This window comes from Pseudoflavonifractor sp. An44, assembly GCF_002161675.1.
GTDB lineage: Bacteria > Bacillota > Clostridia > Oscillospirales > Oscillospiraceae > Enterenecus > Enterenecus faecium.
This window is the reverse complement of record NZ_NFIH01000005.1, coordinates 56818-71127: the sequence shown is the minus strand read 5'-3', so window position 1 is coordinate 71127 and position 14310 is coordinate 56818. Positions and strand designations below refer to the sequence as shown.

At 59.5% G+C, this 14310-nt stretch carries 14 protein-coding genes; 2 read left to right on the top strand and 12 right to left on the bottom strand.

The annotated features are described in order from the left end of the window. Positions 1 to 30: 30 nt before the first annotated feature. From B5F98_RS03665 to B5F98_RS03650, 5 genes are all read right to left on the bottom strand, one after another. Entirely contained in the window at positions 31 to 2250 is a 2220-nt protein-coding gene (locus B5F98_RS03665; RefSeq protein WP_087369654.1) for an ATP-dependent RecD-like DNA helicase, read from the bottom strand. 20 nt (positions 2251 to 2270) lie between these two features. Continuing rightward, positions 2271 to 3719: a cysteine--tRNA ligase gene (gene cysS, locus B5F98_RS03660; protein ID WP_087229032.1), complete on the bottom strand. Its 1449-nt coding sequence runs from the start codon at positions 3717 to 3719 to the stop codon at positions 2271 to 2273. A 3-nt stretch (positions 3720 to 3722) separates the two neighbouring features. Then, positions 3723 to 4385: a serine O-acetyltransferase EpsC gene (epsC, locus tag B5F98_RS03655; protein WP_087229210.1), complete on the bottom strand. Its 663-nt coding sequence runs from the start codon at positions 4383 to 4385 to the stop codon at positions 3723 to 3725. A gap of 27 nt (positions 4386 to 4412) precedes the next feature. After that, the gene (locus tag B5F98_RS13435) at positions 4413 to 4538 is read right to left on the bottom strand and encodes a hypothetical protein (RefSeq protein WP_275532880.1); all 126 of its coding nucleotides are present in this window, start codon (positions 4536 to 4538) and stop codon (positions 4413 to 4415) included. Positions 4539 to 4641: 103 nt separating this feature from the next. Further along, positions 4642 to 5358 (bottom strand): hypothetical protein, encoded by a 717-nt coding sequence (locus tag B5F98_RS03650; RefSeq protein ID WP_143482730.1) that lies wholly within the window; start codon positions 5356 to 5358, stop codon positions 4642 to 4644. A gap of 111 nt (positions 5359 to 5469) precedes the next feature. Here B5F98_RS03650 and B5F98_RS03645 point away from each other — a divergent pair, with 111 nt between their 5' ends. After that, entirely contained in the window at positions 5470 to 6312 is an 843-nt protein-coding gene (locus B5F98_RS03645; RefSeq protein ID WP_087369652.1) for a DegV family protein, read from the top strand. 46 nt (positions 6313 to 6358) lie between these two features. On the opposite strand, the gene B5F98_RS03640 is transcribed toward B5F98_RS03645, so the two are convergent. The 6 genes from B5F98_RS03640 to B5F98_RS03615 all read right to left on the bottom strand — a co-directional run bounded on the left by B5F98_RS03640 (position 6359) and on the right by B5F98_RS03615 (position 12614). Further along, positions 6359 to 7510, bottom strand: coding sequence for a S41 family peptidase (locus B5F98_RS03640; protein ID WP_087369651.1), 1152 nt, complete (start codon positions 7508 to 7510; stop codon positions 6359 to 6361). A gap of 105 nt (positions 7511 to 7615) precedes the next feature. Continuing rightward, positions 7616 to 8944: a M23 family metallopeptidase gene (locus tag B5F98_RS03635; protein WP_143482729.1), complete on the bottom strand. Its 1329-nt coding sequence runs from the start codon at positions 8942 to 8944 to the stop codon at positions 7616 to 7618. A 13-nt stretch (positions 8945 to 8957) separates the two neighbouring features. Beyond that, the gene (gene ftsX / locus B5F98_RS03630; RefSeq protein ID WP_087229047.1) at positions 8958 to 9848 is read right to left on the bottom strand and encodes a permease-like cell division protein FtsX; all 891 of its coding nucleotides are present in this window, start codon (positions 9846 to 9848) and stop codon (positions 8958 to 8960) included. Further along, complete coding sequence (gene ftsE / locus B5F98_RS03625; RefSeq protein WP_087229050.1) at positions 9845 to 10525, bottom strand: cell division ATP-binding protein FtsE; 681 nt, start codon at positions 10523 to 10525, stop codon at positions 9845 to 9847. Before ftsE ends, ftsX begins: the two co-directional genes overlap by 4 nt. Before the next feature lie 156 nt (positions 10526 to 10681). Beyond that, the gene (locus B5F98_RS03620; RefSeq protein WP_087229054.1) at positions 10682 to 11773 is read right to left on the bottom strand and encodes a helix-turn-helix domain-containing protein; all 1092 of its coding nucleotides are present in this window, start codon (positions 11771 to 11773) and stop codon (positions 10682 to 10684) included. Between the two features lie 136 nt (positions 11774 to 11909). After that, positions 11910 to 12614, bottom strand: a complete 705-nt coding sequence (locus B5F98_RS03615; protein ID WP_087369649.1) for a 16S rRNA pseudouridine(516) synthase — start codon at positions 12612 to 12614, stop codon at positions 11910 to 11912. Between the two features lie 110 nt (positions 12615 to 12724). On the opposite strand from B5F98_RS03615, the gene B5F98_RS03610 reads away from it, so the two are divergent. Beyond that, a complete protein-coding gene (locus B5F98_RS03610) occupies positions 12725 to 13282 on the top strand; it encodes a DUF4830 domain-containing protein (RefSeq protein WP_158099769.1) in 558 nt (185 codons plus the stop codon). 47 nt (positions 13283 to 13329) lie between these two features. On the opposite strand, the gene B5F98_RS03605 is transcribed toward B5F98_RS03610, so the two are convergent. Continuing rightward, positions 13330 to 14142: a mechanosensitive ion channel family protein gene (locus B5F98_RS03605; RefSeq protein ID WP_087369647.1), complete on the bottom strand. Its 813-nt coding sequence runs from the start codon at positions 14140 to 14142 to the stop codon at positions 13330 to 13332. Positions 14143 to 14310 lie beyond the last annotated feature (168 nt).

Here is a 14310-nt window from a genome sequence, read left to right as displayed (position 1 = left end):
GCCCCACGGCGTGCGCCGTGGGGCCTTGTGTTATTCTTGTGTTCCCTGAATGAGGCGGGTACGCAGAGCGGAATACCGCCGGGTCTGGCGGTCGTTTTTTACCATCTTCTCCAAGAGCTCCGGGCTGCCCACCAGAATGAACAGCTCCTTGGCCCGGGTGATGGCGGTGTACAGCACGCCACGAGCCAGCAACGTGGACGGCACGTCCTGGAGGGCCAGAATCACTGCCCGGTACTCACTGCCCTGGGACTTATGTACCGTCACCGCATAGGCGGGCTCCAACTCGCCCAGCAGCTCTGGGGGATAGGCCACCAGGCGGCCATCAAAGGAGACGGTGACGCCCCCGGCGTCCACCTGCAAGATCTCCCCGATGTCCCCGTTGAATACTCCCAGGTCCTTCTCCCCTGTCTCCGGGTTCTCCCAGAACAGGTCGTAGTTGTTCTTCACCTGCATCACCCGGTCCCCCTCTCGGAAAATATAGGGACCGAAGGCCCGCTCCCCCTTCCCTTCCTGGGCGGGGTTGAGGGCCTGTTGGAGGGCACGGTTGAGGGCGGCCGTACCCGCCTCCCGTCGTCTCGTGGGGGACAGCACCTGAATCTGGCTGGGGGGAATGCCCATGTTCTGGGGCAGCCGCCGCTGGCACAGCTCCACAATGGTGTCCACCGTGCGTACCGCGTCCCCCCGCTTCATGCAGAAGAAGTCCTTGCTGTGGTTGGTCAGGTCTGGCATGATCCCCTGGTTGACCCCGTGGGCGTTCATGACAATGGCGCTCTCCTGAGCCTGGCGGAAAATCTCGGTAAGGGCCACCCCCGGCACCACATGGCTGCGCAGCAGGTGGTCCAGCACGTTGCCCGGCCCCACGGAGGGCAGCTGGTCCGGGTCGCCCACCAGCACCAGGCGGCAGTCCCCCCGCATGGCGGCCAGCAGGGCGGACATCAGGGACATGTCCACCATGGAAGTCTCGTCCACAATGACGGCGTCCACCCCCAGGGGGTCGTCCTGGTTCTTGGTAAAGGCCAGCTGTCCGGTGTAGGGGTCCATCTTGGTCTCCAATAGCCGGTGGATGGTGTAGGCCTCCTGGCCGCAGGTCTCGCTCATGCGCTTGGCGGCTCGTCCCGTCGGAGCGGCCAGGGCAGTCTCCAGGCCCAGGTGATCAAAGAGGGCCAGCACCCCCCGCAGAGAAGTGGTCTTGCCAGTACCCGGACCGCCGGTGAGGAGCATCACCTGGCGGCTTGCCGCCAGCTCTACGGCGTCCCGCTGCTGCTGGGCGTAGGTGATGCCCTGGCGGCGCTGAATGTCCTCCAGCAGCTGGTCCAGGTTGTGAGGCGGGGTGAGTTCCATGGTACACATCTCGCTCAGGCGCATGGCCACATAGCACTCCGCCCCGTACAGCCCCGCCAGGTAGCAGGCGGTGACCCCGGCGATGCCCTCCCGCACCACCTCGCCCCGCTGGATGAGGGCTTCCAGCCCGGTGTCCAGGCACTCCCCCTCCACGCCGATGAGGGCCCCTGTGGCAGCCAGCAGCTTGTCCTGGGGGAGGAACACGTGGCCGTTGTCGGCGTTGTGCTCCAGCTCAAAGAGGAGGGCGGTCTCCACCCGCTGGGGGTCGTCCCCCGCCACGCCCAGCTCAATGGCCAGCTGGTCCACCTTGGAGAAAGGGATATCCAAGCCACGGTCGGCCAGAAGGTAAGGGTTATTCTGCACCATCTCCACCGCCAGGTCCCCGAACCGCTGGTAGAGGGGCATGGCGGCGGCCAGGGGCAGCTGGTGCTGGGTGAGAAACTCCGCCAGATTCCGCATGCCCATCTGGGCCCGGAAGCCCTCGCTGATGGTGCGGGCCCGCTTGAGGCTCACCCCTCGGATTTGGGCCAACTCCTCCGGGGCATTCTCAATGATCTCCAGGGCCTGGGCCCCGAACTTATCCACAATCTGACGGGCCAGCCCCATGCGGATGCCCTTCACCGCCCCGGAAGCCAGGTATTCATAGATGGCCTTCTCCCCCACCGGCATGCGCCGATAGATGGCCTCAGCCTTGAACTGTTCCCCGTAGCTGGCATGGCGGCCCCAGCTGCCTTCCAGCTCCAGGGTCTCCCCCGGAGCCACGCCGGGCATACAGCCCACCACCGTCACCTCACCCCGGTTTGGGGTGTCCAGGCGCAGCACCGTGTAGCCGTTCTCCTCGTTGCGGAAGAGGATGGCGGTGACGGTGCCCTCCAGGTGGTTGTGAGATTCTTGTTGGGTCTGGCTCACGCCCCGCCCCTCCTCTTGCTTCAAATTCGTCTCCAGCTGGCCCCGTTGGGCATGTCGGTGACCTCAATGCCCTGGGCCTTCAGCTCGTCCCGGATGCGGTCGGCCTCGGCAAAGTTCTTGGCCTTCTTGGCCTCGGCACGGGCCTTCACCAGCGCGTCAATGGCGGGGTCTCCCTCGCCGTGGATGGTAAACTCCCCAGAGGCGGCCTTCTGGGCCTGGGCCTGCTGGCTCTTGCGCAGCTCAGCGGCCTTGTCCAGCAGGGAGAGGGAGAGCACCTGGTCAAAGTCATTCAAAATAGCCAGACGGGTGGCGTCATTGGTCTTGGCCTTCAAGGCATCGTAGAGGCAGGTGACGGCCATGGAGGTGTTCAGGTCGTTGCCCACCTGAGTCTTAAACTTGGTGCGGTACTCCTCCACCACAGCCTGGTCCACCTCGCCGTCCTCGGGCTTGAGGGCGGCAATCTTCTTCACCAGCTTCTGATAGGCGGTGGCGGCGTTGTCCAGGTTCTCCCAGGTGAACACCAGGCCCTTGCGGTAGTGGCTCTGGAGGCAGAAGAAGCGGTAGGCCAGGGGGTCATAGCCCTTCTCCTCCAGCAGGGAGACGGTAAGGAACTCGCCCTTGCTCTTGGACATCTTGCCGGAGTTGGTGTTCAGGTGGGCCACGTGGAACCACTGCTTGCACCAGGGGTGGCCGAAGTAGGCCTCGGACTGGGCAATCTCATTGGTGTGGTGGGGGAAGGCGTTGTCCACGCCGCCGCAGTGCAGGTCCAGGTACTCGCCGTTGAACTTGGCGGAGATGCCAGAGCACTCAATGTGCCAGCCGGGATAGCCCACGCCCCAGGGGGAGTCCCACTTCAGGGCCTGATCCTCAAACTTGGACTTGGTAAACCAGAGCACAAAGTCGTTTTTGTTGCGCTTGTTCACGTCCTCTTCCACGCCCTCGCGGACGCCCACGGCCAGGTCCTCCTCGTCGTGGTCGTTGAACACATAGTAGTGGTCCAGCTTGGAGGTGTCGAAGTATACGTTGCCGCCGGCAAAGTAGGCGTACCCCTTCTCCATGAGGGTCTCCACCATGTGGATGAACTCGTCAATGAGGCCGGTGGCGGGCTGCACCACATCGGGGGTCTTGATGTTCAGCTTGCGGCAGTCGTCAAAGAAGGCGTCGGTGTAGAACTGGGCGATCTCCATGACGGTCTTGTGCTCCCGCTTGGCGCCCTTGAGCATCTTGTCCTCGCCGGTGTCCGCATCGGAGGCCAGGTGTCCCACGTCGGTGATGTTCATCACCCGGTTCACGTCGTACCCCTCCCAGCGCAGGTACTTCTCCAGCACGTCCTCCATGATGTAGGAGCGCAGGTTGCCGATGTGGGCAAAGTGGTACACGGTGGGGCCGCAGGTATACATCTCCACACGGCCAGGGGTATGGGTCTGAAATTCGTCCTTCTTACGGGTGGCGGAATTGTATAGATACATGGTTTACTTCTCCTTTTTCATCTGGTTTACCTGTTTTTCCAGCAGCTCAACCCGAGCCGCCAGGGTTCCCAACTTTTCCAAAGTGGGGTTTTTCACGCTGGTCTGGTCCACCGTATCGGTATAGTTGACCTTTTCCCCGCGGACCCGCACCACCTGGGCAGGGACACCCACGGCGGTGGCGTGGTCGGGAATCTCGGTGAGGACCACTGCATTGGCGGCAATGCGGGAGCCGTCTCCCACGCGGAAGGGGCCCAACACCTTGGCCCCGCAGGAGATCATCACATTGTTGCCAATGGTGGGGTGGCGTTTGCCGCAGTCCTTGCCGGTACCGCCCAGAGTGACCCCGTGGTAGATCAGGCAGTCGTCTCCCACCTCGGCGGTCTCGCCGATGACGATGCCCATGCCGTGGTCGATGACCAGGCGGCGGCCCAGCTTGGCCCCGGGGTGGATCTCAATGCCCGTCCAGAACCGGCTCCACTGGGACACCAACCGGGCCAGGAATTTCAGGTGGTGCACATAGAGGAAATGGGCCAGGCGGTGATAGAGCACCGCATGGACACCGGGGTACAGCAAAAAAATCTCCAGGCGGCTGCGGGCCGCCGGGTCTCTGGCTTGGTACGCACGTAACGTTTCTCCCAATCGGGTCAAGACGATTCCTCCTCTCATGCCGTTGCCATACAGCAAAAACGCCTCTCATACCACCAGGGTATGAGAGGCGATGGTCTCGCGGTTCCACTCTCGTTTGTCACTCAAAGGCCGTGACGTGGCCCAGCCGGAGGGCATCTGCATCCCCCTCGCTCCCGCTTGCACTTCACGCACGCTTCCCCCGAGCCCTGCTTTCAGCCGCTGACAGGACCTCTCTGACGGATTTCACACACGCTACTCAAATGCGTTCCCAGCGATATTTACTTACCTCAGTATATTACCACGGCCCCTCTGGGGTGTCAAGGCTCGTAACCGCCAAATCCTCCCCCCGGATTTCCCCACGCTCCCACAGCACCGCCAGCAGCGGCTCCTGGATGTCCTCCGGCAGGTTGAGCCCCGGGGCGGTGAGACGCAGGCAGTCCAGGCGGCAATCCCCGTACACCTCCAGGCACCGCCCCCACCGGGGACCGCCGGGGGAAAAGGCCACTGTCACCTCCGCCCCCGCCGCAGCTGGGGCCACCGGGAGGCCGTACTGGCCGTGGAGCCACCGGGCGTAGTTCTCCCCTTCCCCTGGCACCTGGATGAGCAGCCCCTTGACCTGTGGGCACAGCCGCTGCGCGGTGCGCTGCAAGGGGATGGTGAGGCGCTGGGCCACCAGGGCCACCCGCCCCTCTCCTGGGGGAATGCCCAGCTCAGCCAGAGCCCCCAGGGCCAACTGGTCCGCTTGGGCCTGGTACAGGGCCTCCACCTCAATTCCGGAAAAGCCCGCCTCCTGGAGGCTCCAGGGACAGTTCTGAGGCCAGATCACCTGGCGCACCCCCGTCTGGTACAGGGCACGCACTGCCCGCCGCATCCGCCGCCTCTTCCGCCACATCCCTATGGAAGGTGGGGCGCACACCGTCACGGTCAGCACAGGCAGCGTCCCATAATAGTGCAGGTCACTACTCCCCCGCCCCTTCTCTTCCCTCCAGATCAGCCGACCCACCGCTGCCACATCCGCCACCTACTTCCAAAACCCGGAACTGCACCATTGATTTCACCCCGGATTGATGATAGAATACAGGGGTATTCCAAGAACCATACTTATGACGATGGAGGACTCTCTATGTCTATCAAAATCACCGCTGACAGCACCTGCGATCTGCCTCAGGCCCTGTTGGAGAAATACCAGATCACCATCGTGCCCCTCTATGTGAATCTGGACGGGGTGGTGCATCGGGACGGCGTGGACATCGTCCCCGAGCAGATTTTCGACCACGTGGCCGCCGGAGGCAACCTGCCCACCACAGCCGCCATCAACATCGCCGATTACACCGAGATCTTCGCCCCTCTGTCCGCCCAGTATGACGCGGTCATCCACATCAACATCAGCCAGGACTTCTCCTCCTGCCACCAGAATGCGGTTCTGGCCGCTGGGGAGTTTGACAACGTGTTTGTGGTGGACTCCCGCAACCTCTCCTGTGGCCACGGCTTTGTGGTACTGGAGGCCGCTCTGGCCGCCGCCCGGGGAGAAAAGGTGGAGGACATTCTGCCCTATCTGGAGCGCCTCACCGCTCGGGTGGACACCACCTTCGTGGTGGACAAGCTGGACTACCTGGCCAAGGGTGGCCGCTGCTCCGCCGTGGCGGCGCTGGGCGCCAACTTGCTCAAGCTCAAGCCCTGCATCCAGGTCTCGGACGGCAAAATGGGCGTGGCCAAGAAGTACCGGGGCAACTGGGACAAGGTGCTGCTGGACTACGTGAAAGAACGGGTGTCCGACCCCACGGGCATCAATCGGGACCGCATCTTCCTGGTACATACCCGGTGTGACCAGGGGGTGGTGGAGTCGGTCCGGGCCGCCCTGGTGGGCTACGGCTTCCAGGACATCTACGAGGCCACCGCCGGATGCACCATCTCCAGCCACTGTGGCCCCAACACCCTGGGCATCATCTTCCTGCGCAACGAATAAGCATAAAAAAGGACCATCCACGGACAACTCCGTGGATGGTCCTTTTTTATTTCAGCAACAAGTCAATGGCAGCTTGCAACTGGTTGTCGGTGCCGCTGTCGTCCAGAGCCAGCTCCACATCCGGCTGGATGCCCTCCCCGATGAGGGAGTGACCGCCGCCGGTACAGTAGGCGGACACAGACAGGCCCAAGCCGCCCCCGTTGACCAGGGGGAAGGTGAGCTGGGCGTAGCCCTTACCGGAGGTCACCTCGCCCACAATGGGGGCCTGGACGCTCTCCCGCAGCTGGGCGGCGAACAGCTCGGCGGCAGAGTAGCTGTTGGCATCCACCATCACCACCATGGGCAGGTCCACACAGGAGGCGTCGGACTCATACACCGTCTCCTTGCCCCACCGGGGGCGCTCAGTAAAGACAGGGCCTTCCGGAAGCAGGTAGTCCAGAGCGGCAATGAGCTCGGCCACATAGCCACCGGGATTGCTGCGTACATCCAGCACCAGGCTGGTGGCTCCCTGGTCCATGAGGCTCTGCACCTCTCGGCTCAGGGAAGAGGCCGCCCCGGAGTAGAAGTTATCCAGGCGCACATAACCCACGCCGTTATCCAGCAGCTTGCTGCTCACCGAGTCGCTTTTCAGGGTCTGGCGGGTACAGGTCACCGTGCGGGTGGTCCCGTCCTCTCCCAACAGGGTCAGCTCCACCTGGGTGCCCTCTTCCCCCGCAATCATATCCGTGGCCTCATAGCGGGCGTCCCCGGCCACCGAGGTGCCGTCCACATGGGTGATGACATCCCCAGCCTTGACCCCAGCCTGCTGGGCGGGGCCCTCTTCGGTGACCTCCTGCACCAACAGGCCATCCTCCCGGTCATAGCTGACAGTGACGCCGATGCCCACATAGTTGTTGGCCCGGCTCTGCAAGGTGTTCTGGTAGCTCTCCGGGTCCAGGTAGTAGGACCAACGGTCTCCCAGCCCTTCCACCATGCCGTCCAGAGCACTGTCCACCGCCTTGGACAGGTCTGCATCCGTCTCCACAAAGGAGAACTTGGCCAGCAGATATCCCTGCATCAGGGCGATGCCATCCTTACCAAACACCACCACAGCGGCGCCTGCCACGGCTCCCAGTGTCAGCACCAGAGTCAGTACCACCGCTATGACGATCTTCGCCCAGCCGGGAAACCGGCGGCGCTTTTTTTGTTGTTCCTCCATGTGATAACCTCCTTGGCCTATGCTTATGCGGGACCATACACCCACATTTCAAAAAAGAACCAGGGGGTGCAGAACCAGTCTGCACCCCCTCAGAGAAATCATACTTTACAGCCCACTGAAGCTCAGGTTGGGATAGAGATCCAGGGCGCTGGCGCGCTGGCCGTTGATACGCAGCTCAAAGTGCAGGTGGTTACCGGTGGAGCTGCCAGTGGTGCCCACGTAACCAATCACCTGACCGGCGGACACAGACTCACCCACACTGACGCTGGGTGTGCTCTGCATATGAGCGTACAGAGTGGCATAGCCATCTCCATGGTACACAATGCAGTAGTTACCGTAACTGCTGCCGGCACTCTCAGGCACCACAGTGGTCACCACACCGTCCTTGGCACACTGGATGGGGGTACCGCCGGGAGCGGGAACATCAGTGCCGGTGTGGGTCTCCCACACACCAGTGATGGGATGATAACGACCGCCGAACACAGAGGAGATGTAATAGTAGCCAGGCAAAGGCCAATACCAGTTACCGGAGGGGTCCACCACGGGGTTGCTGCTGCCGCCACCGGAGTTACCTCCACCACCAGTACTGCTACCGCCACCAGTGTTGCCACCATTGCTGGGAGGAGCGGGCGTGGGGGTGGGCTTGGGCTTCTTGGCCTCTTCCAGCTGCTTCTTATACTTCTCCTCAGCCTCAGCCAAATCTGCCTCGATCTGCTTCTGTTCAGCCTCCAGTTGAGCTTCCTCGCTGTCGTAGCTCTTCTCATCCTCCAGCAGCTGCTGATAGTACTCGTCCGCCTCTTTCTTCTGGCTGTTCAAATCAGCCTTGGCGGTCTCCAGCTGGCTCTGGGCAGCTGCCTGCTCATCCCGGGCGCTCTGCAGATCATCCCGGGCCTGGGCCAGATCTGCCTGGGTCTGCTCCAGCTGGGTGATGATCTTATCGTTGTAGTTCATGATGTCGGTGACCAGCATCATGTAGTCCAGCAACTCCGAAAAGCTGGAGGCCTGGAAAATGATAGAGATAAAGGAGGCGCCGCCGTTCTCTTCCATCCAGCGGGTCTGGGTGTAGAACTCGTCGTACTGCTGGTCCTCCTGCTCCTCCAGCTCGGTGATCTCGGCCTTTTTGTCCTCGATCTGCTGGTCATAGCTGTCCAGCAGCTTCTGGCTCTCGCCGATCTGCTGCTCGGTGAGGAGGATTTGCTCCTGGAGCAGAGCCAGCTTCTCTTGCGTGGCCTCCTTGTCGTCCTGAAGGGCATCCAGCTTCTTTTGCAGCTCAGACCGCTGACCCTGGACATCTTGGAGGCTGCTCTTGTAGTTGTCAATGTCTTGCTGTGTCACAGCTGCGCCAGCCAACGTGGTCATGGCGGGCATAAGTACGGACAACAGCATGACCACAGCCAGAAGCAACACCATGACTCGGATTCCTGTTTTTTTCATCATGACACTCCTTTTACACACGCAGGAAGCGGCGGATGGCCAAGCCAGAGCCGCACACACCAATGAGGACACCTGCCAGGGCAAAGACCCCCAGCACCCAATACCAAACCGCCCCGAAGGTCACCGGAATGACGATGGTAGCGGCACTGCTGGTCATCACCGCTTTGTACACCCCGGCGTAAATGCCCCACTGGGCAAAGAAGGCCAACAGGGCTCCAAACAGGCCCAACAGCATACCTTCAATGACGAAGGGCCAGCGGATGAAGCTGTCGCTGGCACCGCACATCTTCATGATGGCGATCTCCTCCCGGCGGGCGAAGGCCGCCAGGCGTACCGTATTGGCAATGATAAACAGGGAGATGGCCGCCAAAATGCCGATCAGAATGCCTGCCACAGCGGTGGCCACATTTCGAACGGTGATAAATGCATCGGTCAAGTCCTGCTCCGCCCGGTGATCTGCCACCCCTTCCAGGGCGGACACCTCATCCACCGTCTGGGAGAACTTCTCCAGATCATAGACGTGGATGACCAAGCGGTCCCGGAACACCTCGTCGGGCATGTTCACAAACATCTCCTCGGTGCGGCCTCCCAGGTATTCCTCCTTGGCCTGTTCCCGGCTGACAAACTCCACCGAGGCCACGTTGTCAATCTGTTTGACCTTGGCCTCCAGCTCGGTAATCTGTTCGTCGGTATAGTTCTCGTCGATGTAGGCGTAAAAGACGTTTTCACTCTCCAACTGGCTCATCACCTGGTCGGCGTTCAGAGCCAGCAAACTAAAGGAGCCCATGATAATGAGGCAAGCCACAATCATGCACACAGCGGCAAAGGACATCAGCCCGTGGGAGAAGATGCTGTGAAATCCCTCGCTGATAAAATATCCAAGGTTGGTTCGCCGTTTTCTCATAGTTTGTAGTAGCCTCCCTCTTCATCGCTGATGAGTTCTCCGTTTTGGATGGCCACCACACGCTTGGAGAAATGATTGACAAGGCCTCGCTCGTGGGTGACCACCAGCATGGTGGTGCCCATGGAGTTGATGCGCTCCAGCAGAGTCATGATTTCCAGGGAGCGCTGGGGGTCCAGGTTGCCGGTGGGCTCGTCGGCGATGATCATCTGGGGATTGTTCACCAGTGCTCGGGCAATGGCCACACGCTGCTGCTCGCCGCCGCTCATCTCGTTGGGGTAGGCTTTTGCCTTGTCGCTCAAGCCCACCAGGTCCAGTACGTAAGGAATGCGCTTTCTCATCTCCCGGTTGGTGGCGCCGATGATGCGCATGGTAAATTCCAGGTTGCCCCACACCGTCTTTTTGTCGATGAGTCGGAAGTCCTGGAAGATGACACCCAGGGTGCGGCGCATCTTGGGAATCTGGCGGCGCTTGATGGTGCTGAGGTTGTAACCATTTACCATCACGCGTCCCTTGGTGGCAAATTCTTCCGCCGTCAAAAGCTTGATGATGGTGGATTTACCTGAGCCGGAAGGCCCCACCAGAAAAGCGAATTCTCCGTCATCTATCCGTAAATTCAGTCCTTTTATGGCTTTTGTGCCGTTGTCATATTCTTTATAAACGTCCACCATTCGTATCATGGAATTGACCTCTCCGTAGTAACTATTTGTAACCATTTGTTACACATATCTTTTCTCATTATATACTGCCCTTTGACCTGTGTCAACAATTTATGCCCATATATGTAAATAGGAAAAGAGCACCTGGAACCAGGTGCTCTTTGAACGGGTGACAAATTAGGACTCAATTCCCCGGGAAACCAGATACTTTTTGACCATCAGGGCCACCTTGAAGGTGATGGCGTCGTCAAACTCTCTCAGGTCCAGGCCGGTGAGCTTTTTGATCTTTTCCAGTCGATAGACCAAGGTGTTGCGGTGGACAAACAGCTTACGGGCGGTCTCGGAGACGTTGAGGTTGTTCTCGAAGAACTTGTTGATGGTGAACAGGGTCTCCTGGTCCAGGGCATCAATGGGGTTCTTCTTAAAGACCTCTTGCAGGAACATCTCACACAGAGTGGTGGGCAGCTGATAGATCAGACGGCCAATACCCAGGTTCTCATAGTTGATGATGGAGCGCTCGGTGTCAAACACCTTGCCCACCTCGATGGCCACCTGGGCCTCCTTATAGGACCGGGCCAGATCCCGGACATGGCCCACCACGGTGCCCATACCCACAACGGTCTTGATTCCCAGCTCCCGCAGCAGGGTCTCCTGGATGTTCTGGGCGATCTTGTACACGTCCCGGGCATCGGTGTGCTCGCTGAGCTGCTTGACCAGGGCCACGTCGGTCTCGCTGAGGGAGAGGACGAAGTCGGTCTGACGGTCGGGGTACAGGTTGGTCATCACATCCACGGCGGACACGTCGGGCACACCCAGCTGGCGCACCAGCAGGACCACCCGGGGCACCTCGGAGACGAAGTGCAGCTCCTTGGCCCGGACATAGATGTCGCCCAGGAGGATGTTGTCGGACAGGATGTTCTTGACAAAGGTAGCCTTGTCGTGCTTCTCCTCATAATAGGTCTTGGCACCGTTGAGCGCGATGGTGGCCATGGCGCACATGGTGGCAGCCTGCTCATCTTCGCCCCGGACAAAGGCGGCATAGTCAAACTGACCATTCCAACCGGACATGGCCTTAAAGGTGAAGCCATTGCTCACCACCATGTTGTCCCCTTCGGCAGCCAACAGTGCGGGTACATTCCCCCACTTCTCACCAATGTAAGCCAATTCGTTACATGCCAGTACGGTGCCCTGCTCGTCGATGACTCCGATGGCTCGGTCGGAGCAATCCTTCATCTGGAGAACGATGCTCTGGAAAATGCGGCTGGACATTGCGCAATCCCCTTTCCTGGCAGTTTGACTCTTCCCACTGCCTTGTTTATTTTCACAAATGATATTATATCGGTTTGTCCCGCCGACTTCAATAGTTTTTTTTAATTTTTTTGGTGATATTGCCATAACTTTCGTCTCATTGACGGAAAAGCTCTTGCAATTCCTCCTGGGTTAGTGCTCTCCAACCACCTTTATCCAGTTGCGGGTCCAGCTGGAGGGGCCCAAACCTTATGCGTTTTAGATAAGATATCGGTTTCCCACGGGCTGCCATCATCCGCTTAATTTGGTGATATTTTCCCTCTCGGATAGTGATATAAGCCGAAGTATTCCCTTCTAGAAGTTCCAGTTTTCCCGGCAGGCACTGGTATCCATCCCGCAATACAATGCCCTGGGACACCGCCTCCACGTCCTGTTGGTCCAGAATTCCGTCCACTTCCACGTAATATACCTTGTCCACATGGCGCTTGGGAGCGAGCAGACGATGGGCCAGCGGTCCGTCGTTGGTCATGAGCAGCAGCCCCTCCGTGTCCTTGTCCAGCCGCCCCACGGGAAACAGCCCCATGGCGGGATAGGGGTCTGGGAGCAAGTCCAGAACGGTTTTCTCCTCCCGGTCCTCCGTGGCAGACACCACCCCGGCAGGTTTGTGCAGCATCAGATACACCGGCCCCGCTGCTCCGATGGAAGTGCCGTCCACCGCCACCAGGGCGTCCTCCTCCACCTTCTGGTCAATGCTGCGGCACACCTGGCCCTGCACCTGCACCCGGCCCGCCCGAATGAGCTCCCTTGCCTCCTTCCGGCTCCACCGTCCTGTGGATGCCAGCCGCTTGTCCAATCGCTCCATATCCCTTCTCCTTTTCCTTGTGTGGTATGGTTGTAGAAATTGTATCATATTTTCCCGGGAAAATACATATCCATCCTGTGTATGAGTCCATGAAGACGGGAGGAATCAACATGCTCATTGTCACGGCTCGCATTCCCCGGCGCCGACTGATGGCGGGGGGCGTCAGTGTTCTGTGCTGCTGTCTGGTGCTGGTGGTGGCACTGGTTCTGAGTCTCAATGGGGGAGCAGTGCCCACCTCAGCCTCTGTGTCGGGGATGGAGGACAACTCGGCCCGGGTCACCTATCTCCAGCAACGGGGCTGGACGGTGGGAGACCAGGCAGTTTCCACCCAAGAACTGCTCATCCCGGACACCCTGGATGAGAGTTATGACTCCTATCAGACCTTGCAGCGTCAGCAGGGCTTTGACCTGGAGAACTACTGCGGCCAGCGGGTCCAGCGGTACGTCTATCCGGTTTCCAACCATCCCACCGGGCGGTCGGATGTGCAGGCAGTGCTATTGGTGTGTGACGGGACCTTGATTGGGGGACACATTCAGGCCGCTGACGGCAGCTTTGTCAGCACCTTGGACTTCCCCGCCGCATCGGCGGCCCCGTCTGCCACGCCGTCCCCTGCGCCTTCTGCTGCTCCCTCCCCTGCCCCCTCTCCTGCTGCCTCCGCCACCATCTAGACGAAAATGGGCCTGTGGTGTTCCACAGACCCATTTTGCTGTTTCCTTCAGTTTTTCATCATGTGCACGTTCAGGTGTGGATAGGTCATCTCAATGTTGTTGGCATCAAAGGCGGGCTTGATGGCCTCCATCAGATCATAGTGCACCGTCCAATAGTCCTCATTGGCGCACCAGACCCGGATGATATACTCGATGGCGCTATCCTGGTAATTGTTCACCCGCACCATGATGGGCTTTTCCCGGTCCACCAGGGGATTGTCCTCCACCACTTTGGACAACACCTGTTTCACCTGTTCGGTGGGTGCATCATAGGAGGCGGTGACTTTGATCTCCACCCGGCGGTGGGTCTGGCTGGAGTAGTTGACCACATTGGAACCCACAATGGTGCTGTTGGGCAGCTGGATGAGCTTGTTGTCCACGCTGGTGAGCTTGGTATAGAACAGGCCAATCTCATACACGGTGCCGGAGCAATTGCCCGCGTCCACGTAGTCCCCCACCTTGAAGGGCTTGGAGGCCAACAGCTGGAGGCCGGCAAACACGTTGGACAGGAAGTTCTGGATGGACAGGGACAGTGCCAAGCCTGCCACAGAGAGCAGGGCCACAAAGGAGGTAACTGGAATCTCCAGACAGCTCATGAGGACAATGGCCGCCACCGCCAGCAGCAGAATCTTGATGGAAGTGCGGACCAGGGTTTTGATGGTCTCGTCTGTGGGAAGGCGGCCCAGCATTCGGTCCACCAATTTCATGATGATCTTGATGGCGATCAAGCTGACCACAACCACCGGCACAATAATCAGAATCTTCCCCACGGCAAAGTCCACCAACTGGCTCAGCAATTCCGTGAGATTGTTCCATGGCATAAGCAACCCTCGTTTCTATTTATTATATAATCATATTACCATAGACAAAGGGTATCCTCAATGAAAAATACACCAAACTAATCCTACCCTTTCTTTCACTTTTTGAATTTCTAGAGAAAGATTTTCTAAGGAGTGTATACAAAATTCAGGTTCTTGATTGAAGTAAAT

Coding starts and splice junctions, on each gene's coding strand:
- cysS (WP_087229032.1), bottom strand. CDS start 3,719: ATGTATCTATACAATTCCGCCACCCGTAAGAAGGACGAATTTCAGACC.
- epsC (WP_087229210.1), bottom strand. CDS start 4,385: ATGAGAGGAGGAATCGTCTTGACCCGATTGGGAGAAACGTTACGTGCG.
- B5F98_RS03645 (WP_087369652.1), top strand. CDS start 5,470: ATGTCTATCAAAATCACCGCTGACAGCACCTGCGATCTGCCTCAGGCC.
- B5F98_RS03640 (WP_087369651.1), bottom strand. CDS start 7,510: ATGGAGGAACAACAAAAAAAGCGCCGCCGGTTTCCCGGCTGGGCGAAG.
- B5F98_RS03635 (WP_143482729.1), bottom strand. CDS start 8,944: ATGAAAAAAACAGGAATCCGAGTCATGGTGTTGCTTCTGGCTGTGGTC.
- ftsX (WP_087229047.1), bottom strand. CDS start 9,848: ATGAGAAAACGGCGAACCAACCTTGGATATTTTATCAGCGAGGGATTT.
- ftsE (WP_087229050.1), bottom strand. CDS start 10,525: ATGATACGAATGGTGGACGTTTATAAAGAATATGACAACGGCACAAAA.
- B5F98_RS03620 (WP_087229054.1), bottom strand. CDS start 11,773: ATGTCCAGCCGCATTTTCCAGAGCATCGTTCTCCAGATGAAGGATTGC.
- B5F98_RS03615 (WP_087369649.1), bottom strand. CDS start 12,614: ATGGAGCGATTGGACAAGCGGCTGGCATCCACAGGACGGTGGAGCCGG.
- B5F98_RS03610 (WP_158099769.1), top strand. CDS start 12,725: ATGCTCATTGTCACGGCTCGCATTCCCCGGCGCCGACTGATGGCGGGG.
- B5F98_RS03605 (WP_087369647.1), bottom strand. CDS start 14,142: ATGCCATGGAACAATCTCACGGAATTGCTGAGCCAGTTGGTGGACTTT.